Origin of the sequence: Citrobacter sp. BDA59-3 (assembly GCF_015167655.1) — a bacterium.
Taxonomy (GTDB): Bacteria; Pseudomonadota; Gammaproteobacteria; order Enterobacterales; family Enterobacteriaceae; genus Phytobacter; species Phytobacter diazotrophicus.
On record NZ_CP063427.1, the window covers coordinates 4,576,711 to 4,592,942 of the forward strand.

A 16,232-nucleotide genomic window follows, 5' to 3' on the forward strand; every position below is an offset into this window, starting at 1 on the left:
TACTCTTCAGGCCATCAGGCCTGAAGAGTCTCAGTGGCTTAAACTTCAATATCCGCCATATCACCTTTTTCCTGCAGCCAGTTGCGACGATCTTCCGAACGTTTCTTGGCCAACAGCATATCCATCATTGCATTCGTCCGCTGATCATCGTCATCACTGATGACGAGCTGCACCAGTCGGCGAGTGTTAGGATCAAGCGTCGTCTCACGCAACTGCATCGGGTTCATTTCACCCAGACCTTTAAAGCGCTGCACGTTTGGCTTGCCTTTCTTACGCTTAAGCTGCTCCAGCACACCCGTTTTCTCTTCTTCGGTCAGGGCATAGTAAACTTCTTTGCCCAGATCGATACGATACAACGGCGGCAGAGCAACGTAGACATGGCCGTTCTTCACCAGCGTGCGGAAATGTTTCACAAACAGCGCGCACAGCAGCGTCGCAATGTGCAGACCATCCGAGTCAGCATCCGCCAGAATACAGATCTTGCCGTAACGCAACTGGCTCAGATCGTCACTGTCCGGATCGATACCGATCGCCACAGAGATATCATGCACTTCCTGCGAAGCCAGCACCTCATCAGAGGAGACTTCCCAGGTATTCAGGATCTTACCTTTCAGCGGCATGATCGCCTGATATTCACGATCGCGCGCCTGCTTGGCAGAACCGCCCGCCGAATCACCTTCCACCAGGAACAGCTCGGTACGGTTGAGATCCTGAGCGGTACAGTCAGCGAGTTTGCCTGGCAGCGCCGGGCCACTGGTGAGCTTTTTACGCACCACTTTCTTCGCGGCACGCAGGCGACGCTGGGCGCTGGAAATCGCCATTTCCGCCAGCATTTCTGCGGCCTGCACGTTCTGGTTCAGCCACAGGCTAAAGGCATCTTTCACTACACCGGAAACAAAGGCCGCACACTGGCGCGATGACAGACGCTCTTTGGTCTGCCCGGCGAACTGCGGATCCTGCATCTTCACCGACAACACATATGCACAGCGTTCCCAGATATCTTCCGCCGAGAGCTTCACGCCGCGCGGCAGAATATTGCGGTATTCGCAAAACTCACGCATCGCGTCGAGCAACCCTTGACGCAAACCGTTTACATGAGTACCGCCCTGCATGGTAGGGATCAGGTTGACGTAGCTTTCCGTCAGCAACTCACCGCCTTCCGGCAACCAGAGCAGCGCCCAATCCACGGCTTCGGTTTCAGCCGCAAAATTGCCAATAAACGGTTTTTCCGGCAGCGTCGGCAGACCATTCACCGCTTCGGCAAGATAGTCATTCAGACCATCCTGATAGCACCAGCGCTGCTCGGCGTTGTTCACCTCATCTTTAAAGGTGATTTCCACGCCAGGGCACAGCACAGCTTTCGCTTTCAACAGATGGCTCAGGCGGGAGACGGAAAAACGCGGGCTGTCGAAGAACTTCTCGTCCGGCCAGAAGTGGACGCTGGTACCGGTCGCGCGTTTCGCGCAGGTCCCGACAACCTTGAGGTCACTGACCTTCTCGCCATTTTCGAAAGCGATATTGTAAATCTGACCGTCACGCTTCACGTTCACTTCCACGCGACGAGACAGGGCGTTGACCACAGAAATCCCTACGCCGTGCAAGCCACCGGAGAACTGATAGTTCTTGTTGGAAAACTTGCCGCCAGCGTGCAGACGGCAAAGAATCAGCTCGACCGCAGGCACCCCCTCTTCCGGGTGAATATCCACCGGCATACCACGACCATCATCAATGACCTCGAGAGATTGATCGGCGTGCAGAATGACATCCACGCGCTTCGCGTGGCCTGCCAGCGCTTCGTCCACGCTGTTATCAATAACTTCCTGACCAAGATGGTTGGGACGAGTGGTATCGGTATACATCCCCGGACGGCGGCGAACCGGCTCAAGCCCGGTGAGTACCTCTATGGCATCAGCGTTATAGGATTGCGTCATGGTGTGTTCGTAGATAGTGACCGCTTCGTTTCCCGGCGGGCTCAATGGAGCCCAAGGAAATCGACAATCTGTGTGAAATGATTCTCAAAGCCCACAAATGCATGGTTACCGCCCTCTTCTACCGTCTGACGACATGCGTCGTAATACGCCACGGCCTGGCGGTAATCCAGCACTTCGTCCCCTGTCTGTTGCAGCAACCAGATTAAATCCGGCGCGTCCAGCGGGTCGACCTGCATCACTTTGAGCTCGTAAATATGGCGAGACTCTAGCACATATTGCTCCCCGGTGTAGGGGTTCTCGTTGTTACCGAGGAACTCTGCCAGCAATTCAAACGGGCGAACGGCAGGATTCACCACTACCGCTGGCAGCGTAAAACACTGAGAGAGCCAGGTTGCGTAGTAGCCCCCAAGGGACGAACCGACAATACCCAGCGGCTGCCCGCCATGTTGCATCACCAACGATTCCAGCAGTTCCGCAGCCTGCGCCGGGTAAGCGGGCAACTGGGGAACGACAACGTTGATATCCGGGTAATGTTCAGCCAGCCAATGACGCAACTGCGTCGCTTTCGCAGAGCGCGGCGAGCTGTTAAAACCATGCAAATAAAGGAGCGTGGCCATCAGTATCCTTCTGACGCGGTATCCGGGTTGAACCGCGTGCATTGCAAACGACAGACCTCAGTTTGCAGGCTTCCGTCCGGGTACAGATCCAACCAGCGCCAGCCCGGCGCGATTGTGTCGAGCGTGAAATTGGCACAATGCGGTTTAAACTGCACGCAGGTCGATGGCGTCGCTAACAGGCGGCGGCCATTCCAGTTGAGGTCCAGCTCCTGGTGAATATGTCCGCATAACAGGTAGCGAACATGCGGGAAACGCGCCAGCACGTTATCCAGCTCTGCGGCATTGCGCAGGCTGTGTTGATCCAACCAGCTACATCCCGAAGGCAACGGGTGGTGATGTAACAATAGCAGCGTATGACGTTCAGGACTGGCACTCAGTTTTTTTTCCAGCCAGTCGAGCTGGAATTCACTCAACTCACCGTGCGGAACGCCAAATACCTGGCTATCAAGCAGGAGAATTTGCCAGTTATCGCCAGTGATTACCCGTTTGGATGAGGAGATTCCTGCTTCCTGCAGTGCGGTATACATCGCCGGTTGAAAGTCATGATTACCTGGCAGCCAGACACAAGGCGCGCCGAATCTTGCGATGCCCTCAGCAAAATGCTGATAAGCCGCAGCGGTCTGATCCTGCGCCAGGTCGCCCGTGGCGACAATCAAATCACACTCACGCTGCTGGGCCTGAATGGCATCCAGTACGGCCTGATAGCTTTCCCAGGTATTCACACCTAACAACGTTTCATGTTTTTCGGCAAACAGGTGAGTGTCTGTAATTTGTAATATCCTGACTCTGGCCCCACCAGCCAGAGGAAGGTTTAACAGGCTTTCCAAATGGTGTCCTTAGGTTTCACTACGCTAACAAACCGGAATCGCCATTGCTCCATGTGCTAAACAGTAACGTAGCCAGTCGGCCAGAAACTGATTAATTTGATGCTTTTCGTCGCGTTGATGCAACTTTTTATTCGGATAATCATAACGTGCTTTAAAACGAAAGATCTGCTGACTCGAACACACTTCGGCTACCATCGCGTCGTGATACAGGCGCACTGTCATTGATGGCAGGCTCCAGTAGCTGACTGCGGGCAGGGTCTGTTCGATTTCCACAAGCGTAGTGTAGCGGGTGGACTCGACAATCGTTAACCGGTATTGCGCATTTGCCACCTGATAGCTCACTGTTTCGCCTGCCTCGTCGTTACGCGGCAACAGGCGGCGGAGCTGTGCGAAATTGGTCTCGCACAGGCGCATCATTTCAGGGAAGTCAGGTGTATAACGCTTCATTTTTTCCACTCGTTTCGTAAGCTCTCATAATGCAGTTGCAGCCATTGCAGGGCGATGACAGACGCTGCGTTGTCGATTTTCCCCTCTTCTACCAACTGATAAGCCTGTTCCCGGCTCACCACATGAACACGAATATCTTCGTTTTCATCCACCAGACCGTGAATACCTTCGGCCTGCGTGGCGTCCACTTCGCCAACCAATATGGATAAGCGCTCGCTGGTGCCCCCAGGGCTTGCCAGATAGCTCAACATCTTTTTCACCCGACCCACGGTCAGCCCGGCTTCCTCTACCGCCTCACGTCGAACGACATCTTCAACAGACTCGCCCTCTTCGATCATGCCGGCCACCATCTCCAGCAACCACGGGCTTTCGCTGGTATCAAACGCAGCAATGCGAATCTGTTCGACTAACACCACTTCATCCCTTACTGGGTCAAAGGGTAGCAAGACTGCAGCGTGACCGCGTTCAAAAATTTCGCGCCGTACCTCACCGCTCATCTCACCATTGAACAAACGATGACGAAAACGGTAGAGTTCGAGCGAAAAAAAACCGCTATAGAGCGTTTCCCGTGCAATAATTTCTACATCGTTTTTTGTGAAAGTCACAGCAGAGGTTTCTGGCTTACTCATGCGGATATCCTGTTATTAATTAATGTTGATTTTGTGGTTTTCAAGCCTGTTTGACTGCCGTTTAAAGCGCCATGTGATAGATTGGGGCAAATTTACGTCGGATGGCACTTTACGCCAACCTTCAGCGGTGGCGCTCTCTGTTAGAATCGGCGAATATTTCTGAATTTAGATCAGCGCTATTCATGCTTCACAACAAGGAATGCAAATGAAGAAATTGCTCCCCATTCTTATCGGCCTGAGCCTGACAGGTTTCAGTGCTATGAGCCAGGCAGAAAACCTGTTGCAGGTTTATCAGCAGGCGCGTTTAAGCAACCCCGATCTGCGTAAATCCGCCGCCGATCGTGATGCAGCTTTCGAGAAAATTAACGAAGCGCGCAGCCCGTTACTGCCACAGCTGGGTTTGGGTGCGGATTACACCTACAGCAATGGCTATCGCGACAGCAATGGTGTGAACTCCAATGCCACCAGCGGCTCCCTGCAGCTTACGCAAACCTTGTTTGATATGTCCAAATGGCGTGCGTTGACGTTACAGGAAAAATCCGCAGGCATCCAGGATGTGACGTACCAGACCGATCAGCAAACACTCATTTTGAATACTGCCACCGCTTATTTTAACGTATTAAGCGCGATTGATTCGCTCTCTTATACCGAAGCGCAGAAACAGGCTATCTACCGTCAGTTAGACCAAACTACCCAGCGTTTTAATGTGGGTCTGGTTGCGATTACCGACGTACAGAACGCCCGTTCACAGTATGACACCGTACTGGCTAACGAAGTGACCGCCCGTAACAATCTCGACAATGCCGTCGAGTCACTGCGTCAGGTCACCGGTAATTATTATCCGCAGTTGGCATCACTGAATGTTGATGGCTTCAAAACAGACAAACCTCAGGCGGTGAACACACTGCTGAAGGACGCAGAAAGCCGCAACCTGACGTTGCTGCAGGCACGTCTGAGCCAGGATCTGGCGCGTGAGCAGATTCGCCAGGCGCAAGATGGTCATCTGCCGACGCTCGATTTGACCGCGTCTACTGCGGTATCGAATACTTCCTACAGCGGCTCCCGTACCAACAGCGCCCAGTATGACGACAGCAAAATTGGTCAGAATAAAGTGGGCCTGAGCTTCTCCCTGCCGCTGTATCAGGGCGGGATGGTGAATTCGCAGGTGAAACAGGCACAGTACAACTTTGTTGGCGCAAGCGAGCAACTGGAAAGCGCACACCGCAGCGTTGTACAGACCGTACGTTCCTCCTTCAACAACGTGAATGCCTCCATCAGTAGCATTAACGCGTATAAACAAGCCGTTGTTTCTGCGCAAAGTTCTCTGGATGCGATGGAAGCAGGTTACTCCGTGGGTACACGTACCATTGTGGACGTACTGGACGCAACCACCACGCTGTATAACGCGAAGCAGCAACTTTCCAGCGCGCGTTATAACTATCTGATTAACCAGTTGAATATTAAATCTGCCCTCGGCACCCTGAATGAACAGGATCTACTGGCGCTGAACAACACACTGGGTAAACCTGTCTCTACCTCGCCAGAAAATGTGGCGCCGGAAAACCCAGAGCAAGAAGCTCGCGTTGAGAAGATGGCAAACGGACAGGCTCCTCAGACACAGCCGGCCAGCGTGCGCAAAACAACGCATTAATTCTTTTTTCCCATTATTATCGTACGGGGGCATACAGCCCCCGTTTTTACGTAAGGCAACGTAAAGATCCCCCCTGCTGCCCCGCCTCCTGCTTCATTTTCAGACACTCATCCACTATCCTGACCTTTTATTAATACCTGTGGGTCTCGGAAGACAAATATGAAACGGACAAAAAATATTAATCATGCGATGTTTCGCAAAAGCTGGGGCGCGCGTCACCTGACGCCCGTAGCGCTGGCCGTGACTGCCGTCTTTATGTTGGCAGGGTGCGAACAAAACGATGAAACAGTAAAAATGTATCAGAATGCCGATGACTGTGCTTCGGCGAACCCGGACAAAAGCGCCGAATGTAAAACCACCTATGACAATGCGCTGAAAGAAGCCGCGCGTACCGCGCCGAAATATGCATCGCGCGAGGATTGCGTCGCTGAGTTTGGCGAAGGTCAGTGTCAGCAAGCTCCTGCTCAGGCAGGTATGGCGACGGAAAACCAGGCGCAGGCACAACAGTCTGGTGGCAGTTTCTGGATGCCGCTGATGGCAGGTTACATGATGGGTCGCCTGATGGGCGGCGGCGCGGGTTATGCCCAGCAACCGCTGTTCAGCTCCAAAAACCCGGCCAGCCCGGCCTATGGTCAGTACACCGATGCCAGCGGCAAAAGCTATGGTGCAGCCCAGCCTGGCCGTAGCGCAACGGTTTCGAAAACCGCGATGGCACCAAAACCTGCAACGACCTCCACCATCACGCGTGGCGGTTTTGGTCAGTCCGTGGCCAAACAAGCCGCCTCTATGCAGAGTAGCGCCAGCGGCACCTCAACCCGTTCAATGGGCGGCTGATGACCATGGAAAGAATCAACATTGTCGAACGTCCCGACTGGCGCGAGAAAGCCACCGAGTATGGTTTCAACTTTCACACCATGTATGGCGAGCCATACTGGTGTGAAGATGCCTACTACAAACTGACGCTCGCCCAGGTCGAGAAACTGGAAGAGGTCACCGCCGAGCTCCATCAAATGTGTCTGCAGGTTGTGGACAAGGTTATCGCCAGTGATGAACTGCTGGCGAAATTCCGCATTCCAAAGCACACCTGGGGCTTTGTACGTCAGTCCTGGAAAACCGGGCAGCCGTCGCTTTATTCACGCCTTGATCTGGCGTGGGATGGTACCGGCGAACCGAAGTTGCTGGAAAATAATGCCGATACACCAACCTCATTGTATGAAGCGGCATTTTTTCAGTGGATTTGGCTGGAAGATCAGATAACCGCCGGCAAGCTGCCGGAAGGCTGCGATCAATTCAATAGCCTGCAGGAAAAACTTATTGAGCGTTTTGCAGAGCTACGCGAACAGCATGGCTTTAACCTACTGCATTTCGCTTGCTGTCGCGATACCGTTGAAGACCGGGGTACCGTGCAATATCTGCAAGACTGCGCCGCAGAAGCGGATGTGGCCAGCGAGTTTCTCTATATTGAAGATATTGGCCTGGGGGAAAAAGGGCAGTTTACCGATCTGCAGGATCAGGTGATCAGTAATCTGTTTAAGCTGTACCCCTGGGAGTATATGCTGCGCGAAGACTTCTCGACCAAGCTGGAAGATGCAGGCGTTCGCTGGCTGGAACCGGCATGGAAGAGCATTATTTCGAACAAAGCGCTCCTGCCAATGCTGTGGGAGATGTTCCCCAACCATCCGAACCTGTTACCTGCCTGGTTTGCCGAAGATGCTCACCCGGAAATGGAAAAATACGTCATTAAACCTATCTTCTCTCGCGAAGGGGCAAATGTGTCCATTATCGAAAATGGCAAAACGATCGAGGAAGTCGAAGGCCCATACGGCGAAGAAGGGATGATCGTCCAGCAGTTCTGTCAGTTACCCAGGTTTGGCGACAGCTACACGCTGATTGGCAGTTGGCTTATCAACGATCAACCGGCAGGTATTGGCATTCGTGAAGACCGGGCGTTGATCACCCAGGATCTGTCACGTTTCTATCCGCATATTTTTGTGGAGTAACGTGCGACAAGGAGCCCTGGGTGCGCATACGCTTCCCGGGGCTACAAAGCCTTAGCCTACCTGCACCGACAACATACTCAGGCTGCCCATTTCCAGACCGTCTACCGGAATCGAGATATTCTCCACCCCATCCCACGCCCCCAGAACATAGAGCAGCGGCAGGAAATGGTCCGGTGTAGGGTTAGAAAGCGAACCACCTTCATGCTCCATATAATTGACCAGCGGATGCTGTTCGGTCGGCCCTTTCCATGTCAGGTTATTCTTCACAAATTCGTTGAAAGCGGTCGCCCACGGATAAGGCGCGCTATCGCCATGCCAGCGTGCCGTACGCAGGTTATGCACCACGTTACCGCTCGCCACCAGCATTATGCCTTCATCGCGCAGTGCCGCCAGCTTACGCCCTACTTCCATATGCCATGCCGCTGGTTTGGTACTGTCGATGCTCAATTGCACCATTGGGATATCGGCATTCGGATACATTTTGATCAACACGCCCCAGGAGCCGTGGTCAAAACCCCAGGCTTCTTTATCCAGAGTGACCGGCACGGGCGACAGCAGTTCAACCAGATGCTGGGCCAGCGCAGGCGAGCCCGGTGCCGGGTAATGGGTGTCGTACAATGCCTGAGGAAAGCCCCCAAAGTCATGGATTGTCTGCGGCGCTTCCATCGCGGTTACCCCGGTACCACGCGTAAACCAGTGCGCTGAGACAACCACAATAGCTTTAGGACGCGGCAGTGTTTCGCCAAGCTGAGCCCAGGCGCGGGTATAAACGTTATCTTCCAGAACATTCATCGGGCTGCCGTGGCCCAAAAACAGTGCTGGCATGCGAGGTGCAGACATGATGATATCCTTACTGAGTGTGTCATATTTAATGAACACACATTACGCTTATTCATCGGGTGATGAACTCAGATAAGCATGATGAAGATATTCAGAATTTTTGATGTAAGAATTGTGTAAAGGTGATGCGGCGGCCTCACTTTGGAACCCATTAATATTTAGCATTAATGAGAAGCATTATCATAAGGAGTGATATATGTCAGCCCCACTGATTCTGACGTTACTTGCCGGCGCTGCTACCTTTATCGGCGCCTTTCTGGGGGTTCTTGGCCAGAAACCGTCAAACCGTGTACTGGCATTTTCGCTGGGATTTGCCGCCGGCATTATGCTGCTTATCTCCCTTATGGAGATGCTGCCAGCCGCACTGGCTACCGAAGGCATGTCACCCATGCTGGGCTATGGCATGTTCGTCATTGGCCTGTTGGGTTACTTTGCCCTTGACCGTATGCTCCCCCATGCACACCCGCAGGATTTAATGCAGGGTTCATGCTCGCAGCACCCGGTCCCCCGCAAGATCCAACGTACGGCGATCTTATTGACGCTGGGCATCAGCCTGCATAACTTTCCGGAGGGGATCGCCACCTTTGTGACGGCCAGTAACGACCTTGAACTCGGTTTCGGTATTGCCCTGGCGGTAGCCTTACACAATATTCCAGAAGGTCTTGCGGTTGCCGGACCGGTTTATGCAGCAACGGGTTCAAAACGAACGGCAATTTTTTGGGCGGGGATATCCGGGTTTGCCGAGATTCTCGGTGGGGTTCTTGCCTGGCTGATTCTGGGAAGCCTGGTCTCCCCGATGGTGATGGCGGCGGTCATGGCAGCGGTTGCCGGCATTATGGTCGCGCTCTCTGTTGATGAACTGATGCCGCTGGCTAAAGAGATAGACCCCAACAACAACCCAAGCTATGGCGTGCTTTGCGGGATGTCAGTAATGGGCCTTAGCCTGGTTGCGCTGCAAACGATGGGATTTGGTTAATACAATCAGGCGTTGCTCGCGCCTATTGAGCAACGCCGCTTTCAGAAGCCGCTTCGGGTTTCGCCTGCACTTGCTCATTTGCTTGCATGGACTGGATGATCTTTAACGCGCGCTGATAGCCTTCCTGTTGCGCATCACGATCCTGGCGAAATGCCCTGCAATTCCGGCGCAGGCACATGATATGCGCGAACATCACGAGCACAACGACAAAAAAACCGCACCAATAAATCAGCATACCCCTTCCTTATCACGCTCCACATGTGGTTGCGCGAGCCATTACGTCATGGGTACCACTTTATAAGTAGCAAGCCGTTGTCGCCATTAGCGAGATCAACAAAGCGGATAAATGGGGTATTTTCAGCAAGATACTCACAGGGACATAAAAAAATCCGAAGTCGGTGCCCGGCTTCGGATTTTTTTCATTGCATGGCTATCACTTAGCTGGCTTTACGCTCATGCTCCAGACGATAAGCCACCAGATCTTCGATGGTGACAACAGCCATGTTGTGCTCGCGAGCAAACTGGATACACTCCGGCGCGCGCGCCATGGAGCCATCATCGTTCGTCAGTTCACACAGCACACCGGCCGGTTTGAACCCTGCCAGGGTCACCAGGTCAATCGTCGCTTCGGTATGACCGCCGCGCGTCAATACACCGCCCTGCTGCGCACGCAGCGGGAACACGTGGCCCGGACGATTAAGGTCAGAGGGTTTAGCGCCATCGGCAATGGCAGCACGCACGGTAGTAACACGATCGGCAGCCGAAACACCGGTAGTAACCCCCGTAGCCGCTTCGATGGTAACGGTAAAGCCGGTACCGTAAGCGCTGGTGTTGTTTTCAACCATCATCGGCAGATCAAGTTGTTTACGACGATCTTCGGTGATGCACAGGCAAACAATCCCGCTACCGTGACGGATGGTCAGCGCCATCTGCTCAACGGTCATAGTTTCAGCGGCAAAGATCATGTCGCCTTCATTCTCGCGATCTTCATCGTCGAGAACCATTACACCGCGGCCTTCGCGCAGTGCAGTTAAAGCATTTTCAATACGTTCGAATGGCGTGCCAAAAGAAGAAAGCAGCGTCTGATTCATGGTAAAAGACCTCATTAAAGTTATGGTTACCAGAATCAGGGCAGTCTTAGGAGTATAAAAAAATAACGCGAGCAGGCCTCCAGGCCCAACTGAATCGTTACTCTCTCCCATCCGGACTTTAACCGTCGGCCCCGGAATTACACCGGATCTGCTGACCTTTCGATTTTCATCGAAAGCGCTCGCGGGCTTTCAACCTGTCCTTCATCTTTAACGCCGCTGCTGCGTTGGCTTCCTTCACTCATCCCAGTTACATAGTTGACTATGTTCCTGGAATTCGCTCAGTTGCCGCCTTGCCGCTACGCGAAATCTATTGGACATCGCTGATTTACCGCCGGTGGGGAATTTCGCCCCGCCCTGAGAATAAGCGGGATAACTATAACGCTATTGATTACCTTCGGCAACGCGTAACCTTCAAACAAATCTGGTTTATCGTTATGGCATATCACACTACAATAATTGTCAGAACCTATCCGAACAGGGAACATACAAATGATTGACCCGAAAAAAATTGAACAGATTGCGCGTCAGGTCCACGAATCGATGCCAAAAGGGATTCGCGAGTTCGGGGAAGATGTTGAGAAAAAAATCCGCCAGTCTCTGCAGGCGCAACTGACTCGCCTTGACCTTGTCAGCCGTGAGGAGTTTGACGTACAGACACAAGTCCTGTTGCGTACACGTGAAAAACTGGCGTTGCTCGAGCAACGTCTGAGCGAACTGGAAAATCGCAATGCGTCAGCAGAGGTGAAACCGGCTCCGGCAATTCCTCCGGTTGATTCGCCAGACACAGGTGTTTAAGCCAATTCTGGCATCCCCCTCATAGCCAACCGCAAAGGGGTAATCGATAAGGTTTTCATCGATTACCCTACGATATTCCGGGAGTTCATCCACCTTTTTGTTACCTCTCCATTTATGATATTATCGTCTTTAATACTCACGGAAATATGCGTCTGATTTAAAAAACAATAACCCAAGGAGAATATATGGATATTTTTCCTGAATACTACTCGCCCTACTTTTTTGCCCTCGCATTTGTGGCGCTTATAGGTATTGTGGAAATTGTCTCCCTGTTCTTTGGGAATGTTATTTCTGGTGTTATTGATTCACATCTGGGTGATTATGACGGCGTCGCTTCAGGCCATTTGAACCAGTTTTTCCATTACCTTAATTTTGGTCGCGTTCCCGCACTGGTTGTCCTTTGCCTTATCGCCGGTTGCTTCGGCCTGTCTGGCATTTTTTTACAGCACATGAGCGTGACACTGCTGCAAACCCCGCTTCCCAATATAGTCCTGACCCCTTTCTGCCTTATTTTTTCAGGTATTTGCACACACTATACCGGTAAACTTTTAGGACACTGGCTACCGGGAGATGAAACCAGTGCGATCACAGAAGATGATTTTATTGGCGCCATGGCCATTATCACGGGTCACAGTGCGGAGCCTCAACGCCCTTGCGAAGGAAAATTTAAAGATAAGTTTGGGCAGGTACATTATTTACTTCTGGAACCCGAAGAAGGAAAGACGTTTAAACGAGGCGATAAGGTCCTCATTATTTGTCGGTTGTCCGCCAGCCGTTATTTGGCGGAACTGAACCCCTGGCCGAATGAATTGTAAAAACAAAAGGAAGTATTATGGAAAATCTCTTGAATCTATTTCCCTCATGGATGAGTTATGCCCTGATAGCCGTTTTTGTCTTATTGGTCATCGGGATTATTTTTGCCCGGTTATACCGTCGGGCCTCGGCTGAGCAGGCGTTTGTACGAACAGGTTTAGGTGGGCAGAAAGTGGTAATGAGCGGCGGCGCGATTGTGATGCCTATCTTCCACGAAATTATTCCGATTAACATGAACACCCTTAAACTCGAGGTGAGCCGCTCTACGGTTGACAGCCTGATCACTAAAGATCGTATGCGCGTTGATGTCGTTGTTGCCTTTTTCGTACGCGTAAAACCGTCGATTGAGGGGATTGCCACTGCCGCACAAACATTGGGGCAGCGTACATTGTCACCAGAAGATCTCCGCGTGCTGATTGAAGATAAATTCGTTGATGCCCTGCGTGCTACGGCCTCCCAGATGACCATGCATGAGTTACAGGACACTCGCGAGAACTTCGTTCAGGGTGTGCAAAACACCGTTGCGGAAGATCTGTCGAAGAACGGCCTGGAGCTGGAAAGCGTCTCGTTAACCAACTTCAACCAGACGGAAAAGGTGCATTTCAACCCGAACAATGCCTTTGATGCCGAAGGTCTCACCAAACTGACTCAGGAAACTGAGCGCCGTCGCCGTGAACGTAACGAAGTCGAGCAGGACGTTGAAGTCGCAGTCCGTGAGAAGAACCGCGATGCCCTGGCGCGCAAACTTGAGATTGAACAGCAAGAGGCATTTATGACGCTTGAGCAGGAGCAGCAGGTGAAAACCCGCACCGCCGAGCAGAATGCCAAAATCGCCGCCTTCGAAGCAGAGCGCCATCGTGAAGCCGAGCAAACACGTATCCTTGCGGAACGGCAAATTCAGGAAAGTGAAATCGAACGCGAACAGGCAGTACGTTCCAGAAAAGTTGAGGCTGAGCGTGAAGTTCGCATTAAAGAGATCGAGCAACAGCAGGTGACGGAGATTGCCAGCCAGACGAAATCCATCGCCATCGCGGCGAAGTCAGAGCAACAGTCACAGGCGGAAGCAAAAGCCAACGACGCGCTGGCGGAAGCCGTTCGTGCCCAGCAAAACGTAGAAACCACGCGTCAGACCGCAGAAGCCGATCGTGCAAAACAGGTTGCGCTGATTGCCGCAGCTCAGGATGCGGAAACCAAAGCGGTTGAGCTGACTGTACGCGCCAAAGCCGAGAAAGAAGCGGCAGAATTGCAGGCTGCAGCCATCGTCGAACTGGCGGAAGCAACGCGGAAAAAAGGTCTGGCGGAAGCCGAAGCGCAGCGCGCGCTGAACGATGCGATCAACGTGCTTTCCAACGAACAAACCAGCCTCAAATTCAAACTGGCACTTCTGCAGTCTCTGCCTGCGGTTATCGAGAAATCCGTTGAGCCAATGAAGTCCATCGAAGGTATCAAGATCATTCAGGTAGATGGGCTGAACCGCGGCGGAGCGGCAGGCGAAGTGACCACAGGTACGGTTAACGGTGACAATCTGGCGGAACAGGCGCTCTCTGCCGCCCTCGCCTACCGAACTCAGGCGCCGCTGATTGATTCGCTGCTTAATGAAATTGGGATTTCCGGCGGCTCGCTGGCAGCCATGGCAACGCCGTTAAATTCATCGCCTGCGGTCGGGCCTAATGAAGAAATCGCGGTCACAGCGGTAAAAGAAGAAACGGTAAAAGAGGAATAGTTTCCTCCCACCTTATGCAACCCCATCCCTGGCCCATAAAGCCGGGGATTTTTTTATTCTGAACGCGCCTTTTCAGTACGTAACGTTCGGAACGGAGGCCATTTTGCGTGAACGACCCAGTAATAAAACATCCGAGGGGAAAAGCTCTTGTCCCTGTCGAGGCACTCACCAACAATCGCTGGGTCAGCAAGGGGCTGAAACGGGAAAGCCCCTCCCGAGGAAGGGGCTTTAATAGGGAAAGGGTTATGATGAAGCACATCATCATACTGATTGTTCTGTTAACGATAAGTTTCGCAGCTTACTAACAGCCAATCAGAGGGGGGAGAAATCCCCTCTCACCCTTGTTCCTTTAATTTAGGTCGAAAAAGCAGCACCGTCAACAGCGAGGAGAGCGACATAACGAGATGTTCGATGCATCTCCCGCATTGCTTACTTCTCGCTGTCTTTCTGGATTTTCCTGATGATGTTGGTGGTCGAACAGCCATCTTCAAAGTTGAGCACCAGCACTTCACCGCCGTTGGCCCACACTTCTTCGCTACCGGCGATCTCCTTCGGCTTGTAGTCACCCCCTTTCACCAGCTTATCCGGCAGAACGGAGGCAATCAGACGCTGCGGCGTATCTTCTTCAAACGGGACCACCCAGTCCACGGCTTCCAGCGCGCTGAGAACAATCATACGTTGCTCAAGCGGATTAACCGGGCGCGAATCCCCTTTCAGCCGTTTAGTGGAAGCATCGCTGTTCACCGCAACGATCAGACGATCGCCGAGCTTACGGGCATTCGCCAGATATGACACATGGCCCGCGTGCAGGATGTCGAACACGCCGTTGGTCATGACCACTTTTTCGCCACGTTTGCGTGCTGCCGCCACGGCGTCACGCAGTTCTTCTTCGGTCATCACACCAAAACCCGTCTCAGAACGCCCGCGCACCGCGTTTTCCAGCTCGACAGGCGAAACCGTTGAAGTCCCGAGTTTACCCACCACAACGCCAGCAGCAGCGTTCGCGAAGAAGCAGGCTTCTTCCAGCGAATTACCCGCGGCAAGCGTAGCAGCCAACACACCAATCACCGTGTCACCCGCACCGGTCACGTCATACACTTCCTGCGCCTGCGTCGGCAGATGCAGTGGTGCTTTGCCCGGCTGTAGCAGCGTCATTCCCTGTTCAGAACGGGTGACCAGCAGCGCAGTCAGGTCGAAATCGGCAATCAGCTTCATGCCACGTGCAACAATATCGTCTTCGTCTTTGCATTTGCCGACCACGGCTTCAAATTCGGAGAGATTCGGCGTCAACAGGGTCGCACCACGGTAGCGTTCAAAGTCGGTCCCTTTCGGATCGATCAGTACAGGCACGCCTGCACCGCGCGCCAGCGTGATCATCTGCTGAATGCTGGTCAGCGCCCCTTTGGCGTAATCGGAGAGCACCAGCGCGCCGATGCTGCTCAGCGCCTGATTAATCCGTTCATGCAGCGGCTCAGGATCCACACCATCAAAGCCCTCTTCGAAATCGAGACGAATCAGTTGCTGATTACGCGACAGTACGCGCAGCTTGGTGATGGTAGGGTGAGTTGGAACAGAAACGAAGTCGCATTTTACGTTGACGTCCGCCAGCGCTTTGCTCAATGCACGCGCCGCATCGTCAATACCGGTCAACCCAACCAGACGCGCGCCCGCGCCCAGAGAAGCGATGTTCATTGCTACGTTCGCCGCACCACCCGGACGCTCTTCAATGGTTTCAACCTTCACCACTGGCACCGGCGCTTCCGGTGAAATGCGGCTGGTTGGACCGTACCAGTAGCGATCCAGCATCACATCGCCTACGACCAGCACTCCCGCTTGATTAAATTCTGGCAGCGTTACTTTCATTCCTGTCTCCTGAGAGATACAAAATTTGC

Annotated in this window: 17 protein-coding genes and 1 riboswitch; of the genes, 8 read left to right on the forward strand and 9 right to left on the reverse strand. The window is 52.9% G+C overall.

Annotated features, from left to right (window positions below; translation table 11 throughout):
• Positions 1-38: 38 nt before the first annotated feature.
• From parE to nudF, 5 genes are read right to left on the reverse strand one after another with little or no spacing between them, the layout of a single operon-like run.
• Positions 39-1,931 carry a DNA topoisomerase IV subunit B gene (parE, locus tag IP582_RS21490; protein WP_039078188.1) on the reverse strand — a complete coding sequence of 631 codons (1,893 nt, stop codon included), beginning with the start codon at positions 1,929-1,931 and terminating at the stop codon, positions 39-41.
• A 41-nt stretch (positions 1,932-1,972) separates the two neighbouring features.
• On the reverse strand, positions 1,973-2,548 hold the full coding sequence (gene yqiA / locus IP582_RS21495; protein ID WP_039078094.1) for an esterase YqiA: 576 nt from the start codon (positions 2,546-2,548) through the stop codon (positions 1,973-1,975).
• Positions 2,548-3,375: a 3',5'-cyclic-AMP phosphodiesterase gene (gene cpdA / locus IP582_RS21500; protein ID WP_039078095.1), complete on the reverse strand. Its 828-nt coding sequence runs from the start codon at positions 3,373-3,375 to the stop codon at positions 2,548-2,550. Before cpdA ends, yqiA begins: the two co-directional genes overlap by 1 nt.
• A 24-nt stretch (positions 3,376-3,399) precedes the next feature.
• Positions 3,400-3,822, reverse strand: coding sequence for a DUF1249 family protein (locus IP582_RS21505; RefSeq protein ID WP_039078096.1), 423 nt, complete (start codon positions 3,820-3,822; stop codon positions 3,400-3,402).
• The gene (nudF, locus tag IP582_RS21510; RefSeq protein WP_039078097.1) at positions 3,819-4,451 is read right to left on the reverse strand and encodes an ADP-ribose diphosphatase; all 633 of its coding nucleotides are present in this window, start codon (positions 4,449-4,451) and stop codon (positions 3,819-3,821) included. The genes IP582_RS21505 and nudF overlap by 4 nt, the downstream gene beginning before the upstream one ends.
• 205 nt (positions 4,452-4,656) lie before the next feature.
• Between nudF and tolC the strand changes: the two genes are divergently transcribed.
• The 3 genes from tolC (at position 4,657) to IP582_RS21525 (ending at position 8,102) form a co-directional block, all read left to right on the forward strand.
• A complete protein-coding gene (gene tolC, locus IP582_RS21515; RefSeq protein WP_193794406.1) occupies positions 4,657-6,102 on the forward strand; it encodes an outer membrane channel protein TolC in 1,446 nt (481 codons plus the stop codon).
• Between the two features lie 159 nt (positions 6,103-6,261).
• Positions 6,262-6,936, forward strand: coding sequence for a DUF1190 family protein (locus tag IP582_RS21520; protein WP_193794407.1), 675 nt, complete (start codon positions 6,262-6,264; stop codon positions 6,934-6,936).
• A 5-nt stretch (positions 6,937-6,941) separates the two neighbouring features.
• Positions 6,942-8,102, forward strand: coding sequence for a glutathionylspermidine synthase family protein (locus IP582_RS21525; RefSeq protein WP_039078189.1), 1,161 nt, complete (start codon positions 6,942-6,944; stop codon positions 8,100-8,102).
• 51 nt (positions 8,103-8,153) lie between these two features.
• On the opposite strand, the gene ygiD is transcribed toward IP582_RS21525, so the two are convergent.
• Positions 8,154-8,942: a 4,5-DOPA dioxygenase extradiol gene (gene ygiD / locus IP582_RS21530; RefSeq protein ID WP_193794408.1), complete on the reverse strand. Its 789-nt coding sequence runs from the start codon at positions 8,940-8,942 to the stop codon at positions 8,154-8,156.
• Positions 8,943-9,138: 196 nt separating this feature from the next.
• On the opposite strand from ygiD, the gene zupT reads away from it, so the two are divergent.
• Complete coding sequence (gene zupT / locus IP582_RS21535; RefSeq protein WP_039078101.1) at positions 9,139-9,918, forward strand: zinc transporter ZupT; 780 nt, start codon at positions 9,139-9,141, stop codon at positions 9,916-9,918.
• A gap of 22 nt (positions 9,919-9,940) precedes the next feature.
• Here the strand turns inward: zupT and IP582_RS21540 are convergent, their stop codons facing one another.
• Together IP582_RS21540 and ribB are read right to left on the reverse strand one after the other, a co-directional pair.
• A complete protein-coding gene (locus IP582_RS21540) occupies positions 9,941-10,153 on the reverse strand; it encodes a hypothetical protein (RefSeq protein ID WP_193794409.1) in 213 nt (70 codons plus the stop codon).
• A 202-nt stretch (positions 10,154-10,355) separates the two neighbouring features.
• Positions 10,356-11,009 carry a 3,4-dihydroxy-2-butanone-4-phosphate synthase gene (ribB, locus tag IP582_RS21545; protein ID WP_039078103.1) on the reverse strand — a complete coding sequence of 218 codons (654 nt, stop codon included), beginning with the start codon at positions 11,007-11,009 and terminating at the stop codon, positions 10,356-10,358.
• A 95-nt stretch (positions 11,010-11,104) separates the two neighbouring features.
• Positions 11,105-11,375, reverse strand: a riboswitch (FMN riboswitch).
• A 123-nt stretch (positions 11,376-11,498) separates the two neighbouring features.
• Here ribB and ubiK point away from each other — a divergent pair.
• The 4 genes from ubiK to IP582_RS25590 all read left to right on the forward strand — a co-directional run bounded on the left by ubiK (position 11,499) and on the right by IP582_RS25590 (position 14,645).
• Positions 11,499-11,804: a ubiquinone biosynthesis accessory factor UbiK gene (gene ubiK / locus IP582_RS21550; protein WP_193794410.1), complete on the forward strand. Its 306-nt coding sequence runs from the start codon at positions 11,499-11,501 to the stop codon at positions 11,802-11,804.
• A gap of 185 nt (positions 11,805-11,989) precedes the next feature.
• Positions 11,990-12,619, forward strand: coding sequence for an OB-fold-containig protein (locus IP582_RS21555; protein ID WP_193794411.1), 630 nt, complete (start codon positions 11,990-11,992; stop codon positions 12,617-12,619).
• Positions 12,620-12,636: 17 nt separating this feature from the next.
• Complete coding sequence (locus IP582_RS21560) at positions 12,637-14,340, forward strand: flotillin family protein (protein ID WP_228007924.1); 1,704 nt, start codon at positions 12,637-12,639, stop codon at positions 14,338-14,340.
• 248 nt (positions 14,341-14,588) lie between these two features.
• Complete coding sequence (locus IP582_RS25590) at positions 14,589-14,645, forward strand: type I toxin-antitoxin system Ibs family toxin (protein WP_228008004.1); 57 nt, start codon at positions 14,589-14,591, stop codon at positions 14,643-14,645.
• 124 nt (positions 14,646-14,769) lie between these two features.
• Here the strand turns inward: IP582_RS25590 and hldE are convergent, their stop codons facing one another.
• On the reverse strand, positions 14,770-16,203 hold the full coding sequence (gene hldE, locus IP582_RS21570; protein WP_193794412.1) for a bifunctional D-glycero-beta-D-manno-heptose-7-phosphate kinase/D-glycero-beta-D-manno-heptose 1-phosphate adenylyltransferase HldE: 1,434 nt from the start codon (positions 16,201-16,203) through the stop codon (positions 14,770-14,772).
• Positions 16,204-16,232: the final 29 nt, after the last annotated feature.

What these genes read in the sequence shown, in the direction of transcription:
- yqiA (WP_039078094.1), bottom strand. Translation starts at nt 2,548, where the DNA reads ATGGCCACGCTCCTTTATTTGCATGGTTTTAACAGCTCGCCGCGCTCT.
- zupT (WP_039078101.1), top strand. Translation starts at nt 9,139, where the DNA reads ATGTCAGCCCCACTGATTCTGACGTTACTTGCCGGCGCTGCTACCTTT.
- IP582_RS21505 (WP_039078096.1), bottom strand. Translation starts at nt 3,822, where the DNA reads ATGAAGCGTTATACACCTGACTTCCCTGAAATGATGCGCCTGTGCGAG.
- hldE (WP_193794412.1), bottom strand. Translation starts at nt 16,203, where the DNA reads ATGAAAGTAACGCTGCCAGAATTTAATCAAGCGGGAGTGCTGGTCGTA.
- ribB (WP_039078103.1), bottom strand. Translation starts at nt 11,009, where the DNA reads ATGAATCAGACGCTGCTTTCTTCTTTTGGCACGCCATTCGAACGTATT.
- IP582_RS21520 (WP_193794407.1), top strand. Translation starts at nt 6,262, where the DNA reads ATGAAACGGACAAAAAATATTAATCATGCGATGTTTCGCAAAAGCTGG.
- IP582_RS21540 (WP_193794409.1), bottom strand. Translation starts at nt 10,153, where the DNA reads ATGCTGATTTATTGGTGCGGTTTTTTTGTCGTTGTGCTCGTGATGTTC.
- tolC (WP_193794406.1), top strand. Translation starts at nt 4,657, where the DNA reads ATGAAGAAATTGCTCCCCATTCTTATCGGCCTGAGCCTGACAGGTTTC.
- nudF (WP_039078097.1), bottom strand. Translation starts at nt 4,451, where the DNA reads ATGAGTAAGCCAGAAACCTCTGCTGTGACTTTCACAAAAAACGATGTA.
- IP582_RS21525 (WP_039078189.1), top strand. Translation starts at nt 6,942, where the DNA reads ATGGAAAGAATCAACATTGTCGAACGTCCCGACTGGCGCGAGAAAGCC.
- ubiK (WP_193794410.1), top strand. Translation starts at nt 11,499, where the DNA reads ATGATTGACCCGAAAAAAATTGAACAGATTGCGCGTCAGGTCCACGAA.
- ygiD (WP_193794408.1), bottom strand. Translation starts at nt 8,942, where the DNA reads ATGTCTGCACCTCGCATGCCAGCACTGTTTTTGGGCCACGGCAGCCCG.
- IP582_RS21560 (WP_228007924.1), top strand. Translation starts at nt 12,637, where the DNA reads ATGGAAAATCTCTTGAATCTATTTCCCTCATGGATGAGTTATGCCCTG.
- IP582_RS21555 (WP_193794411.1), top strand. Translation starts at nt 11,990, where the DNA reads ATGGATATTTTTCCTGAATACTACTCGCCCTACTTTTTTGCCCTCGCA.
- parE (WP_039078188.1), bottom strand. Translation starts at nt 1,931, where the DNA reads ATGACGCAATCCTATAACGCTGATGCCATAGAGGTACTCACCGGGCTT.